Annotated in this window: 26 protein-coding genes; all 26 read right to left on the reverse strand. The window is 29.0% G+C overall.

Annotated features, from left to right (window positions below):
* Positions 1 to 2: 2 nt before the first annotated feature.
* Positions 3 to 1328, reverse strand: a complete 1326-nt coding sequence (gene der, locus ACTG48_RS15055) for a ribosome biogenesis GTPase Der (protein ID WP_021385505.1) — start codon at positions 1326 to 1328, stop codon at positions 3 to 5.
* 27 nt (positions 1329 to 1355) lie between these two features.
* Positions 1356 to 2684: a DUF512 domain-containing protein gene (locus ACTG48_RS15060; protein ID WP_479918801.1), complete on the reverse strand. Its 1329-nt coding sequence runs from the start codon at positions 2682 to 2684 to the stop codon at positions 1356 to 1358.
* Positions 2685 to 2921: 237 nt separating this feature from the next.
* Positions 2922 to 3122, reverse strand: coding sequence for a capping complex subunit for YIEGIA (locus tag ACTG48_RS15065; RefSeq protein ID WP_021385530.1), 201 nt, complete (start codon positions 3120 to 3122; stop codon positions 2922 to 2924).
* A 1-nt stretch (position 3123) separates the two neighbouring features.
* Positions 3124 to 4056 (reverse strand): YIEGIA family protein, encoded by a 933-nt coding sequence (locus tag ACTG48_RS15070; RefSeq protein WP_021385495.1) that lies wholly within the window; start codon positions 4054 to 4056, stop codon positions 3124 to 3126.
* Positions 4057 to 4100: 44 nt separating this feature from the next.
* Positions 4101 to 5033, reverse strand: coding sequence for a YIEGIA family protein (locus ACTG48_RS15075; RefSeq protein ID WP_021385421.1), 933 nt, complete (start codon positions 5031 to 5033; stop codon positions 4101 to 4103).
* Positions 5034 to 5087: 54 nt separating this feature from the next.
* Entirely contained in the window at positions 5088 to 6377 is a 1290-nt protein-coding gene (locus ACTG48_RS15080; protein ID WP_021385406.1) for a HAMP domain-containing sensor histidine kinase, read from the reverse strand.
* 28 nt (positions 6378 to 6405) lie between these two features.
* On the reverse strand, positions 6406 to 7098 hold the full coding sequence (locus ACTG48_RS15085) for a winged helix-turn-helix domain-containing protein (protein WP_003416112.1): 693 nt from the start codon (positions 7096 to 7098) through the stop codon (positions 6406 to 6408).
* Between the two features lie 14 nt (positions 7099 to 7112).
* Positions 7113 to 7874: a peptidoglycan editing factor PgeF gene (gene pgeF / locus ACTG48_RS15090; RefSeq protein WP_079747032.1), complete on the reverse strand. Its 762-nt coding sequence runs from the start codon at positions 7872 to 7874 to the stop codon at positions 7113 to 7115.
* Positions 7871 to 8332: a transcriptional regulator NrdR gene (gene nrdR, locus ACTG48_RS15095; protein ID WP_021385527.1), complete on the reverse strand. Its 462-nt coding sequence runs from the start codon at positions 8330 to 8332 to the stop codon at positions 7871 to 7873. The genes pgeF and nrdR overlap by 4 nt, the downstream gene beginning before the upstream one ends.
* A 22-nt stretch (positions 8333 to 8354) precedes the next feature.
* On the reverse strand, positions 8355 to 8618 hold the full coding sequence (locus tag ACTG48_RS15100; RefSeq protein ID WP_021385512.1) for a YlmC/YmxH family sporulation protein: 264 nt from the start codon (positions 8616 to 8618) through the stop codon (positions 8355 to 8357).
* A gap of 104 nt (positions 8619 to 8722) precedes the next feature.
* Positions 8723 to 9496: an RNA polymerase sporulation sigma factor SigG gene (gene sigG / locus ACTG48_RS15105; protein ID WP_021385524.1), complete on the reverse strand. Its 774-nt coding sequence runs from the start codon at positions 9494 to 9496 to the stop codon at positions 8723 to 8725.
* Positions 9497 to 9587: 91 nt separating this feature from the next.
* On the reverse strand, positions 9588 to 10310 hold the full coding sequence (gene sigE, locus ACTG48_RS15110; RefSeq protein ID WP_021385541.1) for an RNA polymerase sporulation sigma factor SigE: 723 nt from the start codon (positions 10308 to 10310) through the stop codon (positions 9588 to 9590).
* A 24-nt stretch (positions 10311 to 10334) separates the two neighbouring features.
* Positions 10335 to 11180, reverse strand: coding sequence for a sigma-E processing peptidase SpoIIGA (locus ACTG48_RS15115; RefSeq protein WP_479917272.1), 846 nt, complete (start codon positions 11178 to 11180; stop codon positions 10335 to 10337).
* A gap of 319 nt (positions 11181 to 11499) precedes the next feature.
* On the reverse strand, positions 11500 to 12774 hold the full coding sequence (locus tag ACTG48_RS15120) for an ABC transporter substrate-binding protein (RefSeq protein WP_021385408.1): 1275 nt from the start codon (positions 12772 to 12774) through the stop codon (positions 11500 to 11502).
* 273 nt (positions 12775 to 13047) lie between these two features.
* A complete protein-coding gene (ftsZ, locus tag ACTG48_RS15125; protein ID WP_021385415.1) occupies positions 13048 to 14205 on the reverse strand; it encodes a cell division protein FtsZ in 1158 nt (385 codons plus the stop codon).
* A gap of 188 nt (positions 14206 to 14393) precedes the next feature.
* Positions 14394 to 14747: a small basic family protein gene (locus ACTG48_RS15130; RefSeq protein WP_021385508.1), complete on the reverse strand. Its 354-nt coding sequence runs from the start codon at positions 14745 to 14747 to the stop codon at positions 14394 to 14396.
* Between the two features lie 98 nt (positions 14748 to 14845).
* Positions 14846 to 15520, reverse strand: coding sequence for a DUF881 domain-containing protein (locus ACTG48_RS15135; RefSeq protein WP_021385504.1), 675 nt, complete (start codon positions 15518 to 15520; stop codon positions 14846 to 14848).
* Between the two features lie 4 nt (positions 15521 to 15524).
* Positions 15525 to 16223: a DUF881 domain-containing protein gene (locus tag ACTG48_RS15140; protein ID WP_479917273.1), complete on the reverse strand. Its 699-nt coding sequence runs from the start codon at positions 16221 to 16223 to the stop codon at positions 15525 to 15527.
* Between the two features lie 22 nt (positions 16224 to 16245).
* The gene (locus ACTG48_RS15145) at positions 16246 to 16986 is read right to left on the reverse strand and encodes a cell division protein FtsQ/DivIB (protein WP_479917274.1); all 741 of its coding nucleotides are present in this window, start codon (positions 16984 to 16986) and stop codon (positions 16246 to 16248) included.
* A gap of 270 nt (positions 16987 to 17256) precedes the next feature.
* Positions 17257 to 18483: an undecaprenyldiphospho-muramoylpentapeptide beta-N-acetylglucosaminyltransferase gene (gene murG / locus ACTG48_RS15150; RefSeq protein WP_021385369.1), complete on the reverse strand. Its 1227-nt coding sequence runs from the start codon at positions 18481 to 18483 to the stop codon at positions 17257 to 17259.
* Positions 18484 to 18500: 17 nt separating this feature from the next.
* Positions 18501 to 19631, reverse strand: coding sequence for a stage V sporulation protein E (gene spoVE / locus ACTG48_RS15155; RefSeq protein ID WP_021385452.1), 1131 nt, complete (start codon positions 19629 to 19631; stop codon positions 18501 to 18503).
* Between the two features lie 51 nt (positions 19632 to 19682).
* Complete coding sequence (murD, locus tag ACTG48_RS15160; protein WP_021385568.1) at positions 19683 to 21038, reverse strand: UDP-N-acetylmuramoyl-L-alanine--D-glutamate ligase; 1356 nt, start codon at positions 21036 to 21038, stop codon at positions 19683 to 19685.
* A gap of 18 nt (positions 21039 to 21056) precedes the next feature.
* A complete protein-coding gene (gene mraY / locus ACTG48_RS15165; RefSeq protein ID WP_021385460.1) occupies positions 21057 to 22022 on the reverse strand; it encodes a phospho-N-acetylmuramoyl-pentapeptide-transferase in 966 nt (321 codons plus the stop codon).
* 43 nt (positions 22023 to 22065) lie between these two features.
* Positions 22066 to 23439, reverse strand: coding sequence for a UDP-N-acetylmuramoyl-tripeptide--D-alanyl-D-alanine ligase (locus tag ACTG48_RS15170; protein ID WP_479917275.1), 1374 nt, complete (start codon positions 23437 to 23439; stop codon positions 22066 to 22068).
* Positions 23440 to 23605: 166 nt separating this feature from the next.
* A complete protein-coding gene (locus ACTG48_RS15175; RefSeq protein ID WP_479917276.1) occupies positions 23606 to 25585 on the reverse strand; it encodes a stage V sporulation protein D in 1980 nt (659 codons plus the stop codon).
* Positions 25586 to 25596: 11 nt separating this feature from the next.
* The gene (locus ACTG48_RS15180; RefSeq protein WP_021385411.1) at positions 25597 to 25944 is read right to left on the reverse strand and encodes a hypothetical protein; all 348 of its coding nucleotides are present in this window, start codon (positions 25942 to 25944) and stop codon (positions 25597 to 25599) included.
* Positions 25945 to 26301: the final 357 nt, after the last annotated feature.

Here is a 26301-nt window from a genome sequence, read left to right on the forward strand (position 1 = left end):
ACTTATTTCTTATTTTTTTGTCTATACTCAAACTTTATGGATGTTCCTTCAAATCCAAAATTTTCTCTTATCTTATTTTCAAGATACCTTTGATATGAGAAGTGAGTTAAGTCCTTATCATTTATAAACAATGTAATTTTAGGAGGTCTAATATCTGTTTGAGTTCCATAGTAAATTTTTAATCTTCTACCTTTATCAGATGGTGGTTGATTTAACATTACTGCTTCTCCAATTACTTCATTTAATGATGAAGTTGATATTCTCTTAGAATGTTCATTTGATACATACTCAACTGTATCCAATATCTTATTCATTCTCTGATTAGTCTTTGCAGAAACAAACACGATTGGAGCATACATCATAAATGGAAATTTTTCTTTTATATCTTTTGTGTAATTACTCATAGTCTTATTATCTTTCTCTATTAAGTCCCATTTATTGACTACAAATATACATCCTTTACCTTCATCATGTGCTATACCTGCTACTTTTGTATCTTGTTCTGTTACACCTTCTAGGGCATCTATTACTATCAATACTACATCTGCTCTATCCACAGCACTCATAGCTCTTATTACACTGTATTTTTCTATTGTTTCATATATTTTACTTTTTCTTCTAAGTCCTGCTGTATCTATCAGAAGAAATTTCTGTCCATTCTTTTCAAAATAAGTATCAATTGCATCTCTAGTAGTTCCTGCAATCGGACTTACAATTACTCTTTCTTCTCCAAGTATTTTGTTAAGTATAGAACTTTTTCCTGCATTTGGTTTACCTGTTATAGCTACTCTTATTATATCTTCTTCATACTCTGTATCTAATCCTGCTGGAAAATTTTCAACTATCTCATCTAATAAATCTCCAAAGCCCATACTATTGGCTCCTGAAACTGCAAAAGGAGTTCCAAATCCTAATTCATAAAAATCATATATATTATCAAATTGACTTTGGCTATCAATCTTATTAACTACTAAGATTACTGGTTTTTTTGTCTTTCTAAGCAACTGGGCAATTTCTTTATCAGCAGCTGTTATTCCAGCCTTACCATCAACTATAAAAAGTATGACATGTGACATGTCCATTGCAAGCATAGCTTGATTTCTCATTTGAGATAATATTATGTCCTCACTATCAGGTTCAATTCCTCCTGTATCCACTAATGTAAAATACTTATCTAACCACTCTACTTCAGCAAATATTCTATCCCTTGTAACTCCAGGTGTATTTTCAACTATCGATATCCTTTTTCCTGCGAATTTATTAAATATTGTAGACTTACCAACGTTTGGTCTCCCAACTACAGCTACAACTGGCCTACTTATACTCATGTTGTTTCTCCTTCCATCTTTTGTTTTCTATTTTAAAATTTTATCCACAAAGTCTTTTCCTTCATTCAAACATGGGATAATTTTTATTTTCATAAGTTCTTCTAATTGATTTAATTCAATATTATCTAAGAAAATTTCTTCATCTGCTTTTAGCATGCTTCTTGTTATATAAAGAGCTTCTCCTAATTCTTTATTTTCAAGTTGCTCTCTTAAATCTTTAGCTGTTAAAAGACCTGATACGGTTATTGTCTCTCCAAAAAATTTATTTTTTATTTCATATACATCTACTTGAAGATTTTGAAACTTGTCCATCATAGCATCTGCCATACTTTGTATAAATTCATACGCAGAATGACCAGTAGCTATTGAAACTTTTTTCTCTCTTTTAAGAATTTTTTCTGGTAATGTATTTAAATATTCTTCAATTTCTGATTTTAATCTACGTATCATTCCGACACCATCTTCAAACTGTAAAAAACCTTCATATTCTTCATATGTAGGCAACTCTCTACTAGATAATATATAAAATTCATCTGATAAAAAGGCAAATCGAGTCCCTATTTCATTAAGATATTTTTTTTGCATCTTGTGTATCTGCTCTATAGTTCTACTTGCACCTTCACTATCAAATATGTCTAAATTTGCCAAATTTTCTCTGTGTTTTGTAATTCCAACAGGTACTATAGCAACACTATTCACATATGGATAAAGTTGAGCTAATTCTTTTATTGTTCTCTCTAATTCTTTTCCGTCATTTATACCTGGACATAAAACAATTTGACAGTTCATTTCTATATGAGCATCTGCCAATCTCTTCATTATACCATATAATTTTCCTGCAAATTTATTGCTTATCATTTTTTGTCTTAATTCTGGATTAGTCGTATGCACAGATATATTTATAGGACTTATTCTATATTTAATGATATTATTTATATCTTCTTCACTCATGTTTGTAAGTGTAACAAAATTTCCTTGCAAAAAAGATAATCTTGAATCATCATCTTTAAAATAAAGAGTTTCTCTCATTCCTTCTGGCAACTGGTCTATAAAACAAAACATACACTTATTTCTACAACTTTTAGCTTGGTCAATTATTGGATTTGTAAATTCAACACCCAAATCTTCATCATAGTCTTTTTCTATCTCGTATATGTAGACTTCGCCATCTTTTTTTTGTATCTCTACCTCTAGATATTCATCACTTAGTAAGAATCTATACTCTATTATATCATGTATTGGCTGTTCATTCACAGATATAAGTAAATCTCCTACTTCTATGCCTATTTCTTCTGCAATACTATCTTTGTAAACCTTACTTATAATATTATTTATTTTTTTTACATTTACTTCCAATTTTTTCACCACTCTTTTGTTTTCATCAAAGCTTATTATAATATATTTTCATATATAGTTTGTAAGTTTATTATATTTTATAATAGCATTTTTAAGCATTTCATGTCATAATAACACATTTTAATTCTAATAGTCAATATAAGTAAATAGCTATAAAAAAGATTAAAACAAATAATATTCAAATTTAAGTATTTTAAAAATTTGAATACTATTTGTTATTAGAAACATTTTATAACTTTAATGTTTTACTATAATCAGCGTTCCATTTGTCATATCATGAACCATTCCACCTACGCACTTTGACATTAACATTGCTTTATTTTGCAAGTCTTTCTCATCATTTGCATAAAAGATTGGGCAACCTCCACCATTTTTCATATTCTTATCAAGTGTAACTATAGCTAGTGTATATTCATTTAAACCTATATCCATTCCCATCTTATGCACTTCCTTTCTTTCCTATTTTATAATTTTTTAGTGATAAGTTTTTTCCTTTAGAACTTGAAAGTATTGGACATGACTTTACAGCTTCCATCACTTTTTCTACATTCTTATCGATTGGTAAATAAGCAATCATTATACTTTCATCATCTTTATTTCTTCTAGGTAATGGTACAAATGAAGGTTCTCCATAATCTCCATATAAACCTAACCTTGAATATATATTGTATACTATTGCTTGTCTTTGACCTGAATCAAATAATATTCCCGCATTAGCATAATCTTTATTTTTAGGAATTATTTGTATTCCTACACCTCTATTAATATATACTTCTCTATCACTTTTTAGACCTATATTTGTTATACCTTTTAAATCTCCTACCTTCAATATAGACTCGTCCACAAAACTAATCTCAGCAGGCATTACATCAGCTATATCTCCAATACTTTTTCTAGTAAGTAGTTTTTTTAGTATAAAGGCTAACAATAATCCACAAATTGAACTTATTATCAAACTCATACCTTCACTTATTTTCGTTTCTGCAAGTATTACATAATACAGTCCTATTGTTAAAAAAGATGTAACTATACACATATAATTTCTTACTTCATAAGTCCTAGCTATCTCCTCTATGAATGCAGCTCCTCTCTTTACAAGCTGAACTTCCTCTAGGTTTTGTAATGTATTCCTTCTATTTGCTCTTACTTGTCTAAATTGTTCTGCTGCAAGAGATAAAAATGTTATAGATGTATAAGAACGATTTATAAGAGCTGGAACTAATAATGCTCCTAATGAAGAAGCAACGAATGCTAATATAAGTTGAGATAGCAAAACATTTGGTTGCGTTGGGTACTGTTTTTGGTCTAAGTTCAACATTATAATTCTAGATGTCATACCAATAATAACAGCAACAAAAAATACTCTATCCATTAAATCACTCCTAAAATATTTAATTTAAAATTTTACCTGTAAATCTACAAAGTTTTCCTAGAAAAATCACTCTGCTTTCCTTTTGATGTCTCTATAATAGGTGTACTCTTTACTACCTTTATCATGGTATCTATATCTTTTAGTATTGGCATATATGGTATAACTACGGTACTTTTTTCTAAATTAGTCTTAGATATAGCTACAATATCAACCTCATCTACATCTTTATCTATACCCATATGAATAAATAGATTATGTATAATAGCTTGTCTTTGCCCTACATCATTTACTATTCCAAATGCACCTAAGTTTCTTGGTATAACTTCTATAGCTAGACATTCATTTTTGTATTTTTCTCTTGTACTTTCCAAACCTATATTAGTTATTATTACACCATTAACCATTAAGATAGGTCCTTCAAAACTTATTTTAGCAGGAACTATATCTGCTATATCAGCTATACTATTTCTTCTTAAAAACCTTCTAAAAATTACACCAACAATAGCTCCTGCCACAACAGCTAATACTGTACAGTAAAAGAATCCAAGGTCATATTTTCTCGCAAAAACAATATAAACTATAGAAGATACTAATGCAGAAAATAGACTTATATAACTTCTAGATTCATAAGTAGATGCTATTTCTTCGACATAGGCATCTCCTTTTGGCACTAATTCTTCATTATCAATATTCTTTAATGTTATTCTTTCTTGCTCTGCAAGACCTTGAAATTGTTGTATTGCTACTGCAAAAAATGTCAATGCAGCAAATTCTTTATCTATAAGTGCAGGCAATGCTATCGCACCTAATGAAGCTGAAAGCCCAGATATAATTATCTGTTCTAAGTAATCTTGTGGTCTTGATGGGTACTGTTTGTCTGTAACTCTTAAAACTAATCCTCTACATAATATTCCTACAACTAATGCAACTATAAAAGAGTGTCTAAATAAATTTGCATTCAATAAACTTTCTTCCATTTTCTCAGCTCCTTCTCTTATATAGTTTGTGCAAAAAACAAAAAAAATTTCCTTCTATTTAAGGAAATTTTTTTGTAGTATCGTAACAATAAACTCACTACCAATACCAAGCTCACTTTTTACTTTTATACATCCATTTAGCGATTTAACTATATGCTTAGTTATAGCCAATCCTAAACCCGTTCCTCCTACATCTCTACTTCTTGCTTTATCTACCCTATAGAATCGTTCAAAGATGCGTTCTACATCTTCTTTTGGTATACCTACACCATTATCTATAACTTTGATTACTATTTTTTCTTCATCTTTTGAAACTACAACTTGCACAATGCCATTATCCTGAGTATATTTTATAGCATTATCAACTAAGTTTAAAAATACTTGTTTTATATAGTCTTTATTAGATAATATACTTATTGATTTATCATCACATTTATATAAAACTTCTATATTTTTTTCTTTAGCTGAATGTTGTGTTATTTCATATACTTCTTTAAACACATCATATACTACAACATTTTCCATAAGAAGGGTATCTTTATTTTCTACGAATGATAATAGTAATATATCATCAATCAATCTTTTTAATCTATCTGATTCACTCTCTATTATTTCCAAGAATCTATTTCTAGTATTTACATCTATATTTTCATTTGACTTTAGAGTTTCAACAAATCCACTTATAGATGTGAGAGGTGTTTTAAGTTCATGACTTACATTTGCAACAAAATCACTTCTCATATTTTCAAGTTTAACTTTTTTAGTAATATCTTCTATATTTACTATCGAACCTATTATTACATTATTAGTATTTTGAAGATAAACTGGGTCTACTTTTATTTTATATACTATATCATCTTTAGTAGTAATATGGGCAGTTTCATTATCTTTAGAGCCAATAAATCTAAGTATCTGTTTTAATATTTCTTCTTCTTTTATTACAACATTAATGTTGTGGCCTTCCACCAATTGATTTGGTTCACTTTTTATCATTTCTTTTGCTTCATCATTTATCAGAAGTATACTTCCATTTACATCTATAGCTAGAATTCCATGTGATATACTCTTTAGTATAGACCTTAACTGTAAATGTTTATACTGTACCTCTTCTAATGTTTTATCCATATTTTTTATCATATGATTAAAATTTCTAGCTAATTCTCCAAGTTCTCCTTTAGCTGATATATTGAGTCTAGCATGATATTCATTATTACTTACTTTTTTTGAGACGTATATAAATTCTTTTAAATATTTTCTTAATGTTATTGTATATCTTACAGACAATATCACAATAGCTATTGATAACATAACAATAAAAAAATATATGCTATTTAATTCTTCCACAAGATAACACTCCTAAAATATAACCATTTTAATCTATTTTATATCCAACACCTCTTATAGTCTCTATATATTTTTCTGACTTATCTTCATCTTCTATTTTTTTTCTTAAATATCTTATATGAACATCTACTGTTCTAGTTTCTCCATAGTATTCATACCCCCATATTTTATCTAAAAGATAATTTCTTGAAAGTACTTTACCTTTATTTTGAATTAATAATTTTAACAGTTCAAATTCTTTAAGTGTTAACTCTATCTTTTCAGAACCTTTAGTGACCTCATGCTTTGATAAATCTAATTTTAAATTACCTGTAGTAAGTATATTATTTTCTTCACCTAAGCTAGTCAAGTTATACCTTCTTAAAACAGAACTAATTCTAGCTAACAACTCCTTTATACTAAACGGCTTAGTTATATAGTCATCAGCACCTATTTCAAGCCCTTCTACCTTGTCATTTTCCATATTTTTAGCAGTAAGCATTATAACAGGAATATTTTTTAAATCTTTATCACTTCTTATTTTTCTCAAAACTTCTATTCCACTTATATTTGGTAGCATCCAATCTAAAAGTATTAAATCTGGTTTAATTTCCTTAGCTTTTATAAATCCATCAAACCCATCATACGAATAACTAACTTCGTAATTTGACACCTCCAAATTGAATTTTAATAGCTCAACTATATGCATTTCATCGTCTATAACAAGCACTTTAGTATTCATTAAAAAGCTCCTCTCTATTTTATCTGTAGTACCGTTCCTATTCGTTCTGATGCCTTATTATGTTTTCTATAAGAGTGGAATTCATTTGCTCTACAACTAGTGCATAAATTTAAATTTATTATATTCTCCTTTTTAACTCCACTACATCTCAGCATGTACTCATTAATTTTCCATAAATCTAAATAGTAACTTCCCTCTTTTATTATATAGAACTTTTCATCATTATTTGTAAGAATTGTGTTAAATTTTTCTACTAAATCCTCAGATACTTCATAACAACAAGGTCCAATTGATGGGCCAATTATACAAACTAAATCTTCAGGGACCGTTTTATAACATTCAGACATTAATTTAATTGTTTTATGACCTATATTACTAAAAGTACCTCTCCAACCTGCATGAGCCAGTCCTATGGCTTTATTTTTAGCATCTATGATTGATATAGGTACACAATCTGCTGTAAATAATAAAAGAGGTACTTTCTCTAAGTTCGTTATAAGTGCATCTCCATCTATTCTTTTTCCTATAGTATCTTTATTTACTATGTTAACTATATCTGAATGTATTTGAGAATTACTAGTTAAGTTCTCAAATGCTAAATCGCATTCTTTACATACTTTTAACATATCTTCTTTATTTTTTGCATCTACATTCTTACATGTTATAACTAGATTTACAGAATCTAATTTTTCATCAAGTTCTTTACAATCTCCATTTAAATTAACATACTCTTTAATATCTTGTACATTTTTTATATTTATATAATCTTTCATCATTTGTCTCCTTTTTCTATCAATATACTTTTAAGCTCATTTACAAAAGTATTTATATCTTTAAATTGTCTATACACAGAAGCAAACCTTACATAAGCTACTTCATCTAAGTCTTTTAGTTTATCCATTACCATCTCACCAATTCTTTTGGTTTCAATTTCTTCTATAAAACATTTATTTATTTCATTTTCAATATGTACAACTATACTTTCAATTTCTTCTATAGATACAGGTCTTTTTTCACATGCTTTTAATAACCCGTACTTTATCTTTTCTCTATCAAAATACTCTCTACTATTATCTTTTTTGATAACCATTAAAGGAGTTGTTTCTATTTTCTCATAAGTAGTGAATCTCTTTTTACATGATTCACATTCACGTCTTCTTCTGATAGATTTTAAATCTGTATGTCTAGAATCTATTACCTTTGATTCTTTATAATTACAATAAGGACATTGCATATATATTCCTCCTTTGTTTTAACTATATCTCAAATTCATCCAAGCTTAATTCTGAACCTATATTTACTATTATTGTATCACAACCTATTTTAAGTATATCATTCCAAAATATAACTTCTTCATCCCCTCCTCTTGAAAAAAAATTTCTATTTCCATCTCCAAAAATGGTAAATGAGACTACCTTTCCCTCATGAATATCCATATCTATGTCTATTATAAATCCCATCCTTTTTCCATTTTTTACATTTATAATTTCTTTTTCCATTATATCAGAAACTCTAATCATATTATACTCACCCTTTCTTTAAAAATAAATATGTATTGAGTTAAAAAAAAATGACCTATATAGGTCATTTAAATTTAAAATAATGTTTACAGTCCATGGATTACTTATACATACTTTCTCATATTTTTTAAAGCATTTTTTTCAATTCTTGATACTTGCGCTTGAGATATACCGATTTCATCAGCAACTTCTATCTGCGTTCTTCCTTTATAAAACCTTAAATCTAATACCAACTTCTCTCTACTATTTAATTTCTTAATAGCTTCTTTAAGTGATATTTCTTGCAACCAATTTTCGTCAGTATCTTTTTTGTCTTGAACCTGGTCCATAACAAATATTGCATCTCCATTATCTTGATATACTGGGTCAAATAAAGATATTGGATCTTGTATGGCATCTAGTGCCATTACAACTGACTCAACTTCTAATTCTAATTCTTTTGCTATTTCTGATACTGTAGGTTCTTTAGAATTTGTTCTAATTAGTCTTTCTCTAACTTGTAGTGCCTTATATGCTATATCTTTTAATGACCTACTTACTCTAATTGGGTTATTGTCTCTTAGATATCTTCTAATTTCTCCTATAATCATAGGAACAGCATAAGTTGAAAACCTTACATTTTGACTTAAATCAAAGTTATCTATAGCTTTTATAAGACCGATACAACCTATTTGAAATAAATCGTCTATGTTTTCTCCTCTGTTGTTAAACTTTTTTATTACACTCAAGACTAATCTTAAATTCCCTCTTACAAACTGCTGTCTAGCTTCTTCGTCACCACTTTTTATTTTTAATAAAAGTTCCTTCATTTGCTTATTTTTAAGAACTGGAAGTTCCGATGTATTAACACCACATATTTCAACCTTATTAACTTGCATACATTTTCAGTCCTCTCTCAAAAGTATTCATCTATTGAAATTATTTACATTTCCAATTTTTTTATACTTTTTAAGAAGAATTAATTTAGCATTATACAAATTTTTTCATTTCTTTCTGTAATCTTGAAATTATTTTCTTTTCAAGTCTAGATATGTAAGACTGAGATATTCCAAGCATTCCAGCAACTTCTTTTTGTGTTTTTTCGATACCTTTATCTATAAGTCCAAACCTTAATTCCATAATTTGCTTTTCTCTATCGCTTAATCTGTCGAGTGCCATAACCAATAAATCTCTATCTATTTCTTCTTCGATTATTTTGTATATTTCATCATTTTCTGTACCTAGAACATCAGATAGTAAAAGTTCATTTCCATCTAAATCTATATTTAAAGGCTCATCAAATGATACTTCTGTTTTCTTTTTATTATTTTTCCTTAAGTACATTAAAATTTCATTTTCGATACATCTTGAAGCATAAGTTGCCAATTTTATGTTTTTGTTTAGTTTGAAAGTATTAACTGCTTTTATCAAACCTATAGTTCCTATAGAAATTAAATCTTCTACATCTATACCTGTATTTTCAAACTTTCTAGATATGTAGACTACTAATCTCAGATTTCTTTCTATCAAAATTGATTTTACACTTTCATCCGTTTCCAGTTTTTGTAAAATTTCCATTTCTTCTTCTGGCTTTAATGGAGGAGGAAGTATATTTGCCCCTCCCATATAGTATATTCCCTTTGGCTTTATTATTTTTAATTTAATACCTAACATAGTAATAAAGCTTATAATTCTCTCTTTCAATCGTAACATATCTTGTCCCCCTTAAATTTTCACCTAAAATCCAGGCAATATATTTGGATTCATTATTGCTCCATATTCTCTATCATTAAAATTTGATATACCAAGTATTATATTTCCTATCTTCTGCTCATCTACTTCTACATAGTCAGCTTTTAGACCTATTATTATGTTTGTCTTATTACTTCCAGCATGTTTATAAGGTATTATCCTAACTCTACCTGACGTTTTATCATCTAGGCTTCCTATAATCTCTTGTGCTTTCTTCATATCTATGTCTTCATAATTAATATTTAATAGATTTTCTGGAATAAACCCTTCTAACACACTTGACTTAACTATTATTACATCACTTTGACTTATTGGGTCTTTTAATAAGTTCCCACTATCCACTAAAGCTTTACAACAAAAACTCTTTTCTAATAAGTTTATATTTATGGTCTTTGTAAGTTCCTTGATGTATTTAAGCATTTTCAAATCTTTATAAATGTACTTTAACAATTCACAACTTACATAAGTACATGCAATTAAGAAAGATATTTTTAAATGACTTATTCCTGTAAAATAAATTATAAAATAAGTGCTTCCAGAAATAAAAATGTTTACTAAGTAAAAAACTAATGCTACATGAACATAATCTTTTTTACTCTTACTTCTAAATGAAATTAAAGTTATTATACTCATAATTATTATTTTAAATGGTACTGTGAATAATATGTTCATTGATGGATACAAATAAGCAACAGAATAGGCACCTCCTAAACTAGCCCCCAATAACTTATTTTTTTTAGGATTGTATTTTTTAGTGAGAATAGAAGTACAACTTATAATAATATAATTTATTACTAGGTTTTCTATAACATAGTACTCAATATACACCATGTATCCCCCCTTAAAACCTTTAAACATATTATAAGATAGTATGTACAAAATTTTATGTCACTTTTGATGGTCGAATCCAAAACAAATTCTATTTAAAAATAACAATGATATATGTCTTATACTTTATGTCGCCAAAAGATATTTTTTTAGTATCAAACAAATAAGCTTTTTTGTAGAATCTAAGATATCTAGGTAGAAGTTATTAGTTCTTTTTGGGGTATATTTTTATAAAAAAAAGACTATGTAACTTAATAATATATCAAGTAAATTTTTTACTTGTATAAAATCAAATTACACAGCCTATAAATTTAAATTCAAATTATTGTGCTAATAATCCGTTTGCATATTTTGCAGAATCATCTAGTGCTTGTTCTGGAGTTATATCTCCAGCTATCATCATTTGAAGTTGTTTCCATAAGTATTCATATATCTCTACTCCATGAGGCCCAACAGTCAATGGTCTATACATATGTTTATCTTTTGTTACCATTTCTTCAAATCTTGGGTCTCCTTGATATTTTTCACCTTTTGCAACTGGAGCTCTTGGTATTTCTTTATGGAAAGCTTCCATTGATTCTTTGCTTAACATATATTCAAGAAGTTTAAATCCAAGCTCTTTATTTTTACATGCTGACATTAATGTTAAATCATCTACTGATGCAAAACTACCAACTGTCTTATCTTCTAATGAAGTTACATATCCCCAGTTTAAATCTGGAAATGATTTATCAAAAGTGCTTGTAGCAGCAGAAGATAACATTATAGTAAATGCAGCTTTTCCTGGCCCAAATACACTTTCAACCATTTCATTGCTATCTTTTGATAAAGCATTGTCTGGTATATATTTTTTCATATCATTTATAAAGTTTGCAGCTTTTAAACCTTCTTCATTATTAAATTTAACTGATTTTAAATCATCATTATATATATCTCCACCAGCTTGCCATAAATAAGGATACCAGTTCCAGTTTAAGCTTCCAAATACTTTAGAACCCCAACCTTGTGCAAGACCCCACTGGTCGATTTTTCCATCTCCATCAGTATCTTTTGTTGCTTTTTCACAAATTCTTTTAAAATCATCCCATGTTTTAGGAGGCTTCTCTCCTAATTTTTCTAGTATGTCTTTATTATAATACAATACACCTGGGTTAGCAGCTTCTATAGGTAATCCATAAATACCACCCATCATTTTTGCATTATCTAAGTATAGATAATTATCTGAAGTTCCTGATTTTTCTAGATAAGGTGTCAAATCTTCAACTGCGCCCATTTCTATAAATTGAGGAAACATCTCTGCATACATGTATCCTATGTCTGGACCTTCACCTGCACTTATTGCAGTTGCATATTTTTCTGCATAGTTATCCCAAGGTACTATCTGGAATTCAATTTCACAATTATTTTCCTTTTCAAATTTCTCCAATATTGGTTTCCATGCATCTGCATCATGGTCTGTCAATGGTGCAGACCATACAACTAATTTTTCTTTACCATCTTTACCTTTAGAATCTTCTTTTTTTGAACATCCAGCAAGAATTGATACTGATAAAACACCTACCATCACTAAAGAAAGAATTCTTTTTAGCTTAATCATGCTTAATCCCCTTTCAGACTTTAATTTGTCTTTTTCCTCAAATATTTACAATTTAATTCAGATTTAATATTAACAAATAAGACTACCCTTGTCTAATCATAAAAAACTATACTAACTCTTACAACTATCATTTTTTTCTATATATGTTGTTTTTATTCATTTATTAAAAAACTTCTTTTACATTTCAAAATATTGCAATGTATTTTTATGTCTTAGGAGTTTAAATTAGGCAAAATAAAAAGAAGTCTACTGACTTCTTTATAAGCTTACATATTATCTTCTTCTTCTTAGGAATGTAGGTATCTCCATGCTCTCATCATCATCTTCTTCAATTATACTTGCTTTTTTAGGAGCTTCTATTTTTTCCTCAACAATTACTTCTTCTTCAATTTCTTTTACAGCTTGTTTTACTGTTGTATTTAATGAAGAACGTATGCTTGACTTAGGCTTAGTATCTAAGTCTAAAATACCACTTTGTAATCCTTCAAATCCTGTTGCGATTACTGTAATCATTATTTCATCACCTAAGTCTTCTTTTATAGAAGCACCAAATATAACATTTGCCTCTGGGTCACAGGATTCCATAACTAAAGTAGATGCTTCATTAACTTCAAATAATCCTAAGTTAGGTCCACCAGTAACGTTAAGAAGAACTCCTTTAGCTCCTTGTATTGATGTTTCTAGAAGTGGAGATTGAATAGCTTGTCTAGCAGCATCTATTGCTCTAGTCTCACCACTAGCACTACCTATACCCATATGAGCAAGACCCTTATCTTTCATTATAGTAGTAACATCTGCAAAGTCTAGGTTTATTAATCCTTCAACTGCTATAAGATCAGAAATTGATTGTATACCTTGTTTTAATACATCATCTGCAACTGCAAAAGCATCTAACATCGAAGTATTTTTTTGTACTATCTGTAAAAGTCTATCGTTTGGTATTGTTATAAGAGTATCAACTTTTGATTTAAGTTCTGCTATTCCACCTTCAGCATTTTTCATTCTTATCTTACCTTCAAATGCAAAAGGTTTTGTAACTACACCTACTGTAAGTATACCCATTTCTTTTGCTAAGCCTGCAACTACTGGAGCAGCTCCTGTACCAGTACCACCGCCCATTCCGGCTGTAACAAAGACCATATCAGCTCCTTGAAGCAATTTCACTATTTCGTCTTTACTCTCCTCAGCAGCCCTTTTTCCTACTTCTGGATTTGCTCCTGCACCAAGTCCTCTAGTTAATTTTTCTCCTATTTGAACTTTATATTCAGCTTTTGATGTATATAAAGCTTGTTTATCTGTATTTACTGATATAAATTCAACGCCTTTTAGTTGCGCTTCTACCATTCTATTGACAGCATTGTTTCCACCGCCACCTACACCTATTACTTTAATTTGTGCACATTCTTCTAATTCTACGTCAAAGTTTAGCATCATAAACCCCCTTCTCTCATGATTCAAAGTTATCGTATGTATTAATTATATCATTTTCTTCTTTTATTTTGTTAACCTTTAAGTAACATATTCCACAAAAACGTAAATTTTCCTTTTTAATTTTCTTACTTATATTGTCAAATATTACTCTTGAGTATAAAATAATTTACGTATATATCAAATGCTCTTTAATTTTTACGTTTCTTATTCATAATATTGCTAACAACATAACGTCTAATTATGGATAAATTATTAAATAATCTCATACCAAAAACTAATACAGCAACATAGTAAAGAGAAACACCTAATTTTTCTCCTATATAAGTCAATAATATAGCCAATATAGCATTCCCTATGAAGCCAGTAACAAAAATTACATTGTCATAGTTATCTTCAAAACTGGATTTTATCGCTCCAAAAATAGAATCCATTATTGCAAGAATAGCTACTGACATATATATGGAATAATCCATAGAATATGTAAATGGAATGTAGTAACCTACTACAACACCAAATGCCAATCCTCCTAAAACCCATATCATAAATCCTCACCTCTTTATTTTACTTTGAAACGCAACTATATTACAATCCTTTTTATTAAATTTTCTTATTTTTTCTTTATTTTTTTATATTTTTCGCTTTATTTTGCGAATAAATCCACTTTATTTCCATTATTTTCCTGTATTTTTATATTGATTCCATATATATCTTTAAGAGACTTAGCATATGATTCTGGAGAATTTATAGCGGCACTCAATAAATCTATATCTCCTATGGCTTTTATTATAAATGGTTGTCCATATGTAGTATCATTTACTGTGATAGTAGCTCCTGAACATTTTATCTTGCTAGTTGATAGTACTCTTTCTCCATTTATAGAAATTGCTTTTGCACCAGCTTTTTTTAAATCATTTAAAACTCTTAAAATATCAATGTCATGTATAATCAAGTCATTTGGATTCTGACCATCTTTTAATTCTCTGTCACTATCCTTCATAGTAATCGTTATGCCTGGCCCTGTAACAGTTGAATAACCGCTTAATTCTTTGACTTCTTCAAGCTCTTTTTTCATAAGTGTTTGTATAGATTCATTTCCATTCTCTTTTGCTTCTTTATATTCATTCAAAGTTTTTTTGTTACTTTTAAGCGCTTCTTTTAAATGTTTTATTTCTTTCTTTGTATTTTCTATCTCACTTTCAATACTTTCAGTCTGACTCAATGTTATGTACACTTTATTTGGGTCTAGTGATTTTATATAAGTTGATATGAAAACGCCTAATATGAATGCTCCTAATATAACCATTTTCTTTTTCATACTATTAGTTCCTCTCTACTTTGTTTATATCACCATGTCCATCTATTTCTACATTGTCTTCTTTAGTTACTTTTACCTTAGCATTATAATACGTTTCTATTTCCCAGACAATACCATATTTTATATTAAGTGCAGAAGATAATGTATCAGAATCACCAATTGCTTTTATTATAATTGGCTCTTTTATAACAGTGTCATTCATGTAAAGCTTATCCTCTTTTAAATACATATATGTATTAGAAACTATTCTCTGGTCATTTATAGATATAGCACTTGCTTGTGCTGAATTTAATTTATTTATCATTGATAGTAATAAATCATAGTTATATAATATACTATCGTTTTTATCAGAGCTTCCTAAGTCTTTTACAGAATTTATCTCAACTTTTATTCCTTTGCCTTCAACATCTGTATATCCAGCTAATGTTTCATATTTTTCTATTTCTGACTTAATTATATCTTGTTCTCCTTCATCATTTTTACCTCTATAAGTCTCTATATCTTTCTTCACACTATTAATTTCTGACTGTAAATCCTCTTTTTCTTTTTTTAGAGATTTAAGTTCTTCTGTAAGTTGCTCTCCTCTTTTAAAAGTTGTCATACCTCTATTTTCTATATTAATAATTTTAAGCTGTAAACTAACAAGAACACCTAATACAATGCTTCCTATGATTATACTTTTATTTATAAATCTTTTTTTCAATATATCACTTCCTTACAATTGTCTATCCTTCAGGACTATACACAGCTAATTTTCCATAATTGAGATTTATAGTCCCTCCATCGGTATTTTTATTTTGCAGGTCAATCAGAATTTTACTTACCCTAGATATATTATAATCTAAGTTATCATCATTAGAAAGTAAGATTTTTATATTACTTCTTGTAAGCATATCTATATTGCTTTCTTTTCTTAAGTTTACATAATTTATTTTTCTATAAAGTCCTTCTTCTTTTAAAGAATTTAAAGTTTTAAATACATTCTCTTTAGTTTTATAATTTTTAAATTTTATTGCTTTATCATCATCAACGCTATAATCTACATCTACTATTAAATCTTTTTTACTTTCATTAGAACCTCTAAGTTCCTCCAACAAATTACCTTTCTTATCTATATAACAATAATTATCTTCATCTTTTAATACTGCAAAGATTTCTTTTTCTTTTAAACTTATAATTATTTTATTTGGAAATTTTCTTTTTATTTCTACATTTTCTATATATGGATTTTTCATAAGATTATCTTTCATATATTTAAAATCATATGCAAATATATTTTCATGTAAATTTATATTTAGTTCTTTCATTATATTTGATTTAGTCACTCTCTTATTTCCTACTATATCTATTTTCTTTACATCAAATAAATCACTTTTTACAATCATACATATCCCAAAAGATAGCATAAGTATAAAGACTAAAACTATCATGACATTATTTGTATTTAACTTCCTTCTCTTTTTCAAATATAATCAACCCCTTTGGTTAATAAATACACCTTTAGAGCTTATTTTTCCTACAAGAAAATTATAATATTTAAAGTCAAATTTTTTCATTTTCTTACAAAACATCTAAATAAAATGTAAATAAATAGAAATAAATCAATATTTCATCAAAATAAATACAAAAGGATATATATATTTTTATATCTTTAGACTTGTGTACATACAAATAAACCCCTAATTTATAATAATTTAGAAAATCTAATATATTATAAATTAGGGGTAAATATTGACTTACCTTTTCTTTATTCCTATTACTTTGGCTTGACCTTCTATACTTGGAGTTGCTTCTTTTTTTATTTCTTTTACTTCTTCAACAACTTTTTCTTTTTTTGTTTTTTTAGATGATGACTTCTGCGTTGAATTGTATACTTTTATTATCTCATCGTATATAAGGTCTATGGCTTCAGGTTTCCCTATAGTTTTGCTTGCATTTGCCATATCAACCAAAAGTTCTCTATCTCCTAAAAGTTTAAATACTGCTGTATTCAGGCTCTCTGGAGTTAGGTTTTTTTCTAAAATTGCAATCCCTGCCCCTTGCTTTTCTATACTTTTAGCATTATACTCTTGATGATTTTCAGCAGTATATGCTTTAGGTATTATTATAGATGGCTTTCCAAGAGCTGTTATTTCAGCTAATGAAATTGCTCCTGCACTACCTATAACTAAGTCACTTGCTGCAAGTGCATTTGCCATATCTTCCAAGTAAGGTACAACTTTTTGGTATGGCTTAAGATTTATATCGCTAATACTTTCCATAAACTCATCATAATAGCTTTTCCCTGTGGCAAATATAAAAGCTATATCTTCATTTACCATGTTCTTTATTACAAGTCTCATTGCATCATTTATTTTCCTTGAGCCTCCACTACCACCATAACAAAGAACCATTCTTTTTTCTTCACTTATTGCAAGATTCTTTCTTGCAATATTTTTTCTTGATAATAAAATTTCTTTTCTAACTGGATTTCCTGTAAAAACTAGTTTTTCTTCTGCTGCCTCTGGAAATCTTTTATGTGAATCTTCAAAACTTGTAAGTACCTTAGTAACCGTTTTAGATAAAATCTTATTGGTTACACCAGGAAAAGAATTTTGCTCATGTATTATGGCTGGTATTTTCCCCATAGATGCATTAAATAAAACGGGTCCACTAACATATCCACCAGTTCCTATAACTACATCTGGTTTAAACTTCTTAACAATCTTTCTTGATTGCTCCAAACCTTTAAAAAGCTTAAAAACTCTTTTTACATTATCAAAGTCTATTTTTCGCTTGAATCCTTGTACTGTTACAGTCTTTAATTCAAATCCATACTTAGGAACTATTTCTGATTCTATTCCTTTTTCCGTCCCAACAAAAATTATCTCAGCGTCTGGATGCTCATCTCTTATTTTGTTAGCAATAGCTATAGCTGGATACACGTGTCCTCCAGTTCCACCGCCTGATAATAAAACTTTCATCAAATCATCATCTCCTGTTAATTAATTTTGACATGCTTTGAGATGTTTAACACTATGCCTATAGCTCCCATAAAGATGGTGAGCGAGGTTCCCCCATAACTTATAAATGGTAGTGCCACACCTGTAGCTGGCATTGATGATGTTGCAACTGCTATATTTAAAGCTGCTTGTATTCCAATTTGTGCCCCTATACCTATGACAACCATACAAGCAAATACATTAGAAGTCTTCAAAGCTATTCTTACACATCTGTAGACCAAGGCTACAAATAGCATAATAACTATTATACAACCAATCAATCCTAACTCTTCTCCTATTATAGCAAATATAAAGTCATTTTGTGGCTCTGGTATATAAAAATACTTTTGTTTACTCTTTCCTAAGCCTAAACCAAACAATCCACCTGAACCAAGTGCATATAAACCTTGTATTACCTGATACCCCTTGCCAAGAGGGTCTTGAAAAGGGTCTAAAAACGATGTGACACGGCTAAGTCTATAAGGTTCAGCAATTACCAATGCAGCAAATAAAGCAGCCCCACTTCCAATCATAGCAAATACAATTTTCATATCCATTCCAGCAACAAATATCATTACAAACGTAACTAAAATTACAGTACCTGCTGTTGATAGATTTGGCTGAAGTATTATCAACGCAAAAAATATCCCTGGAACTACGAGAAGTGGTACAACACCTTTTGTCAAAGATTTTATCTTATCATAATTTTTTTCAATTAATTTTGCAGTTAATATTATTGTAGCAAACTTAGCTATTTCTGCGGGCTGAAATGTTAAGGCACCTATTCCTAACCATCTTTTTGCTCCGTTTGCTTCTATCCCTAAAGGGGTTAGAACTAACAATAATAATACTACTGCTATAGCTCCAATTGCTGTAGCATTTTTCTTCCAAAAACTATAATCTATCCTTGATGTAATAATCATAACTATAAACCCAAGTATAGCATATATTACATTCTTTTTTAGAAAATAGTACGCATCATTGTGTTTAAATGAAGATTGTATAAAACTTGCACTAAACACCATAACTATTCCTACAAATACTAAAAGCATAGTAGTATAAAATACTACTCCATCAAATTCAGTCTTCATCCTTATGTCAATTTGTTTTTTCAAATTTTCTTTAGGCATCCAACTAATATACCTCCATTCTTCCATTTAAGTAAGTTTAGAGGTAAGAGATTATTTTAAATTGTTTACATTATCTTTGAAGTCTTTTCCTCTTACTTCAAAACTTTCATACATATCCCAACTTGCACAAGCTGGTGAAAGAAGCACTATATCTCCACTTTTTGAAATCTCATGAGAAGTATTAACTGCTTCTTCCATATCTTTTACTATATGTATGTCATTAAATCCTTTATTTTTTGCACAATTTTCTATCTTTGATGCAGTTTCTCCTAACAAGACTACTGATTTAACATATGACTTTGCAGTTTCAAAAAGTTCATCAAAATTACTGCCTTTATCCATTCCTCCTGCTATAAGTATTATTGGTCTATTGTAAGACTGTACAGCTTTTATAGTAGAGTCTGGATTAGTCCCTTTTGAATCATTTACATATATTACATTGTCTAAGTTTCGTACAAACTCTTGTCTGTGTTCAACGCCTTTAAATGTCATCAATACATCTCTTATAACGTCTAAATCAACTTTACAGACATATGCTATTGCTATAGCTGCCATACAGTTTTCTAAATTATGACCTCCAGGTAAACTTACATCATCTTTATTTAGAAATTTGATTTTATCATCTATATCTATTATTATGTCATTATTTTCTAAATATACTCCTCCATTTACTTTTTGAGTTCTTGAAAAGTAAATTACTTTAGCATTACATTTGTCAGTTAGATTTTTTACTGTCTCATCATCATAGTTTAATATACAAAAATCTTCAGCAGTTTGATTCATAAATATATTTGCTTTTGCTTCTATATATTTTTCCATAGTGTGATGTCTGTTTAAATGGTCTTCTGTGATATTTAGTATAGCACTTACTTTAGGTCTAAATTCATCTATACTCTCAAGTTGAAAACTGCTTAGTTCAGTTACAAGCACAGACTCTTCATTTGAAGTTTCTATAGTATCTATTACAGGATTTCCTATATTACCAACTACATATGTATCTCTTTTTGCTCTCGAAAAAATTTCTCCTACCAGGCTAGTTGTAGTTGTCTTACCATTTGTACCTGTAATCCCTATAAAAGTTGGATTATTTGATAATTTAAAAGCTAATTCTACTTCACCAATTATATACTTGCCCGAATTTTTTAATTTCAAGATAAATGGTAGGTCTAGTGGTACCCCTGGAGATACTACTACCATATCTATACTATCTACATCCTCTGGATGATGTCCTAATATGTATTCTATGTCATTTATAGATTTCAATTCATCAAGTATGTTTTTCAATTTATTTTCATCTTTAATATCATTCACTATTATACTTGCACCTAATTTATCTAAATGTTTAATTGTAGATATACCAGTTTTTGCAAGTCCTACTAATAAAACTTTTTTTCCTTTTAAGTTCATTTTTAATTCCCCCTAGGCCTAAAATACTGCTATTATACTTATCCAAGCTAAAACAACTGTGATAATCCAAAAAACGAATACAACCCTTGTCTCTGGCCAACCACATTGTTCAAAGTGATGGTGTATTGGAGCCATCTTAAAGAATCTCTTTCTTGTCGCTTTAAAATATCCAACTTGAATCAAAACCGATAGAGCTTCTGCAAAGTAAATTCCTCCAATTATAGGTATTATAAGCACTGAATTAGTTAGAACTGAAAATGCTACAACTGCTCCACCTAATGCCATTGAACCCGTATCTCCCATAAATACTCTTGCTGGATATGAATTAAATCCTAAAAAGCCTAAACATGCTCCGACAGTTGCTGCTGCTAAAACTGCAACTTCTGTGTTCCCAGCAATAGAACTTGCAAATAGCATAAAAAATACAGAAACTATTAAAGTTACTCCTGACGCCAATCCATCTAAACCATCAGTTAAATTCACAGCATTTACTATTGCTACGATTATAAACATCATTATTGGTATATATAATATTCCAACATTTATTACAAAATCTGTAAATGGTATCATAAGTTGTGAAGCACTTGACGATGATGTATACTGATAAAAAGCAACATAAAAAGATAATGCAACTTGAAGGATTATTTTTTGATATGCTTTTAGTCCAAGTGATCTTTTTAACTTTATTTTTATAAAGTCGTCTAAAAAACCAATAAAACCAAAACCAGCAATACATATAAGACCTACTGCCATATCATGACTAACTTTTACTCTTGTAAGTCCAGTTATTAGAATTGCAACTATCATTATAATTCCACCCATAGTAGGTGTTCCATTTTTAGCTAGATGTGTTTGAGGTCCATCATCTCTAACTGTCTGACCAAATTTAAATTTTCTAAGCATTGGTATAAATATTGGTCCTATTATAATTACTATTAAAAACGCAATCAATGCGGTGTACGTAAGCTCTGTTATTCCTAACATCGTAAAACTCCTCTCCCTTGTCAATCAACTCATTAGTTTAAGCTTATTTATTTAGATATTCGACTATTTTTTCTAATCTCATGCCTCTTGAGCCTTTTACTAAAATAGTGTCTCCTGTTTTTACTAATTCGTCTAACTTGTTAAGTACTTCTTCTCTATTCTCAAAGTGATATATATTGGCTGGGTTGAATCCTAATTGTTTTGCCTCTTCTCCAATAAACACTGATTTTTCACCTATAGTTATTATAACATCAGTATTATTCATAGATGATTTTCCTACTAATCTATGACCATACTCTGAAATTTCACCCATTTCTAGTATATCTCCAAGTATTGCTACCCTTCTACCTTTATATCTTCCAAGTATCTTTAAAGCAGCATCCATAGAATCTGGACTAGCATTATATGAATCATTAATTATTGTTAATTTTTCATTTTTTATTATGTCTAGTCTCATTTTTGTCCCTTTGAAATTTTTTAAACCTTTTTTTATATAATCTAAAGAAATATTTAAACACATTCCAACCAATATTGCAGACATAGCATTATATATATTATGTTCTCCTATTGTTGGTATAAATATTTCCTCTTTTTTTCCATCTATAACGCATATAAATGTAAGACTATCTTCTTCCATAGTGTAACTTTCACAATAAATATCATTATTTTTGTTGAATCCAAATGTTTTTAGTTTATATACATGTTCTTTTTCTTTTAATGTAGATAAAAACTTATCATCTCCATTTACAATTAAAGTATTTGTTTCATTAAAGTTAGAAGTAATTTCCATCTTTGCTTTTAAAATACCTTCTTGTGAACCTAGTTTTTCTACATGTGATAATCCTATGTTTGATATTACTGCAATTTTTGGATTTACTATATCTACTAGATATTTTATTTCATTAAAACCAGACATTCCCATCTCTATTACAGCACACTCATGTTCTTTATTTAAATTAAATAAAGTCAATGGAACTCCAAAATGATTATTTAAGTTCTTTTCATTTTTTAATATGTTTAGTTTTGCAGATATGGCAGAATATATCATATCTCTAGTCGTAGTTTTTCCTACACTACCTGTAACACCTATAAATGGGATATCAAATTTTTCTTTATAATATCTTGAGATATCTCCTAGGGCTAAAGATGTATCTTTTACCTCTATTAAATTTATATCCGAACTTTCTAATTTTATTCCATTACTTTCACTTTTTATAAAAGTTTTGCATCCATTATCATATGCAGACTTTATAAATGTATGCCCATCTAAATTTTCTCCAACTATGGCTACAAATGCATTTTGGGCATTTGCTTCCCTGCTATCTATAACTATATCACTTACACAGTCATTATAATCTCCATATATTAACTTCCCATTAGTTGCAAGTACTAACTCTTTTATTGTTAAGCACTCCATTATCAAACTCCTCCTTTAAAACCTTAGTTATATTGTCTTAGCAACAAAAGGCAATGTATACCGTTATATATACATTGCCTACGATAACTCTTAACTTTATAATTATATACTATATTTCTGTTTTTTTGAAGATGTTTATGGGTATATGTTAATTATCTGTTACTTTTTACTTTTCAAAATATAGTGTTATACTTGAATCCTCATTAACTTTTACTCCAGGTTTTGGGAAGATATCTTTTACCTTTGTATTCTCTGGAAGCTCTATATCTGTATCTAAGTCTGGTTTTAACTTCGCATCTTCTAACGCCTTTACGGCATCACCTATTTTTAAATTTCTTACATCTGGGACTTGAACTTGTTTCTTTTCATATTCAGCTTTTTCTTCTTCTTTATATACTGGTTTAACGCCTAAATATTTTAAGGAATCATTCATTATTTCCTTTACTATTGGTCCTGCTGTAGTACTACCAAATGCACTCACTCCTGTTGGCTCATCAACAATAGCAAGAACTACAATTTGAGGGTCATCACAAGGTGCTATTCCAACAAATGAACATATATATTTTCCTGGAGCATACTTACCATCTATAACTTTTTGAGCTGTACCTGTTTTTCCACCAAGTCTGTAACCTGGTATATATGCTATCTTTCCTCCACCTTCACTTACAACTGACTCTGCAATTTCTAACATTTTCTTAGATGTTTCTTTAGATATAACACTTCTTACTTTTTTTGGTTTTACTGTTTCAGTTATATTACCTTTGTTATCAGTATAAGATTTTACCACTCTTGGTTGCATTAAATCTCCACCATTTGCTATTGATGATATAGCTGTTATAAGTTGTATTGGAGTCACTGATATAGATTGACCAAACGATATTGTAGCCAGTTCAACTGGACCTACATTTTTTTCGTTATACAGTATTCCTTTAGCTTCTCCTGGTAAATCAATTCCAGTCTTATCCATAAGACCAAAAGATTCTATATAATCATACATTTTTCCAACACCTAATCTACTTCCTAACTCAACAAATACAGGGTTGCAAGAGTTTTGTACTGCTTGTTTAAACTCTTGTGTTCCATGAGGTCTATAGTGTCTCCAACATTTAATCTTTCTTCCTCCAACAGTTACACTACCTGTACAGGTGAATTTCTCACCATCTTTAATCACGCCTTCTTCAAGAGCACTAGAAGATGTGATAAGTTTAAACGTAGAACCTGGCTCATATGTATCACTTACTGCTGGATTTCTCCACATTTGATAATAACCTTTTATTTTTTCTTTATCATTATACTTTTCAAGTTCTTCTTGATAATATGGATATATTGGTGTTCTAGAATCATTAGGGTCATAGTCTGGTTTTGATGCTAGAGCAAGGATATCACCAGTTTTAGGATTCATAGCTATTGCAGTAACCTTTTTTGCATTGTTTATCTCATAAGCTTTTTGTACTGCTTTTTCAGTATAGTGTTGAATTACTTCGTCTATAGACAAAACAAGCCCATTACCTTGAACAGGTTCATAATATTTTTCCATTCCTTGTGGTATTTCTCTACCTGAAGCATCAGTACTTACTATTAATTTTCCAGGTTTTCCTTTTAATTTTTTATCATATTGCATTTCTATGCCAGATATACCTGTTGCATCTGAAGAAGTATGTCCTAGTACATATGGTGCAAAATTTCCATATGGATAATATCTTTGATTATCTTCTGCTACCCATATTCCACCTAATTTAGCATCTCTTATTTGAGTTGCTTTATCATCATCTATCCATCTTTTAACTTTTACAAGAGCCATATTTTTTTTGCTTATTAAAGCATAAATATCTTTATAGTCTTCATCCAAGATATCAGCTACCTTTTGAGCTGCTTCTTTTTTGTCTTCTACTTCTACAGGTTTGCACCATACAGTGTACTTAGTTACACTTACTGCTAACTCTTTCATATTTCTATCATATATAGTTCCTCTTTTAGGTTCTATTGGTATATCTCTGGTCTGTTGTTCTAGTGCTTTTGTGCTTAACCAATTTCCTTTCATAAGTTGTAGGTATCCAGTCCTGATAACAAGACAAAAAAACAATGCACATGCTAGAATAAGAACGAGTACCAATCTTTTTTTACTTATCCTCTTTACTTTTCTCAAATCTATTCCCCCTAGTTATCCACATCTATATACTTTATTTGTCCATCTTTTGGATAGTCCATATTGAGCAATTCTTTTGCCTTTAGCTCAATTTCTTTTATCGATGTTTTTTCAGTTTCTTTTGCCTTTAGTTCCTCTAGTACTATCTCTTTTTTTCTTAAATCTTTTTGTAAATAATAAATGTCATATTTCATTTCTGAGATTTTTGAATAACCACATAGATTCAATATTATTACTATAAAGGTTGTAATCAATAAAATACATTTAGTCCCTATTTTTTTATTATTTCTCTTTTTATAATTATTCTTTTTCTTATTTTTATATTCATTTAGATTATGTATTTTATAATTTTTTTTCAAATTATCACCCCGATAATATAGATTTTAGATTTTCCTCTATACTATATTTGTTATTATTCATATCTCTTCCTCTAAAATTCAATTGCTAAATTAATACACTATTGAACAATCTAATTGTAATTTTTTCTATACACAACAAAAAAACCTATAAATTCACTTATACTCTTATATTGAATCTATAGGTTATATACTAATTTTTATTTATTTTTATTACTTATATTATATTAAGATAATATTTTCCATAAGTACAATATGTAACTAGTTTATCTATTTTCTATTACTAATCTCTTCATTATATTATCTATCTCCATATTTTTGTATTTCAATCTTCATAACTTATATCAGTAACAAAAATAT

Source organism: Clostridioides sp. LIBA-6822 (assembly GCF_056688955.1).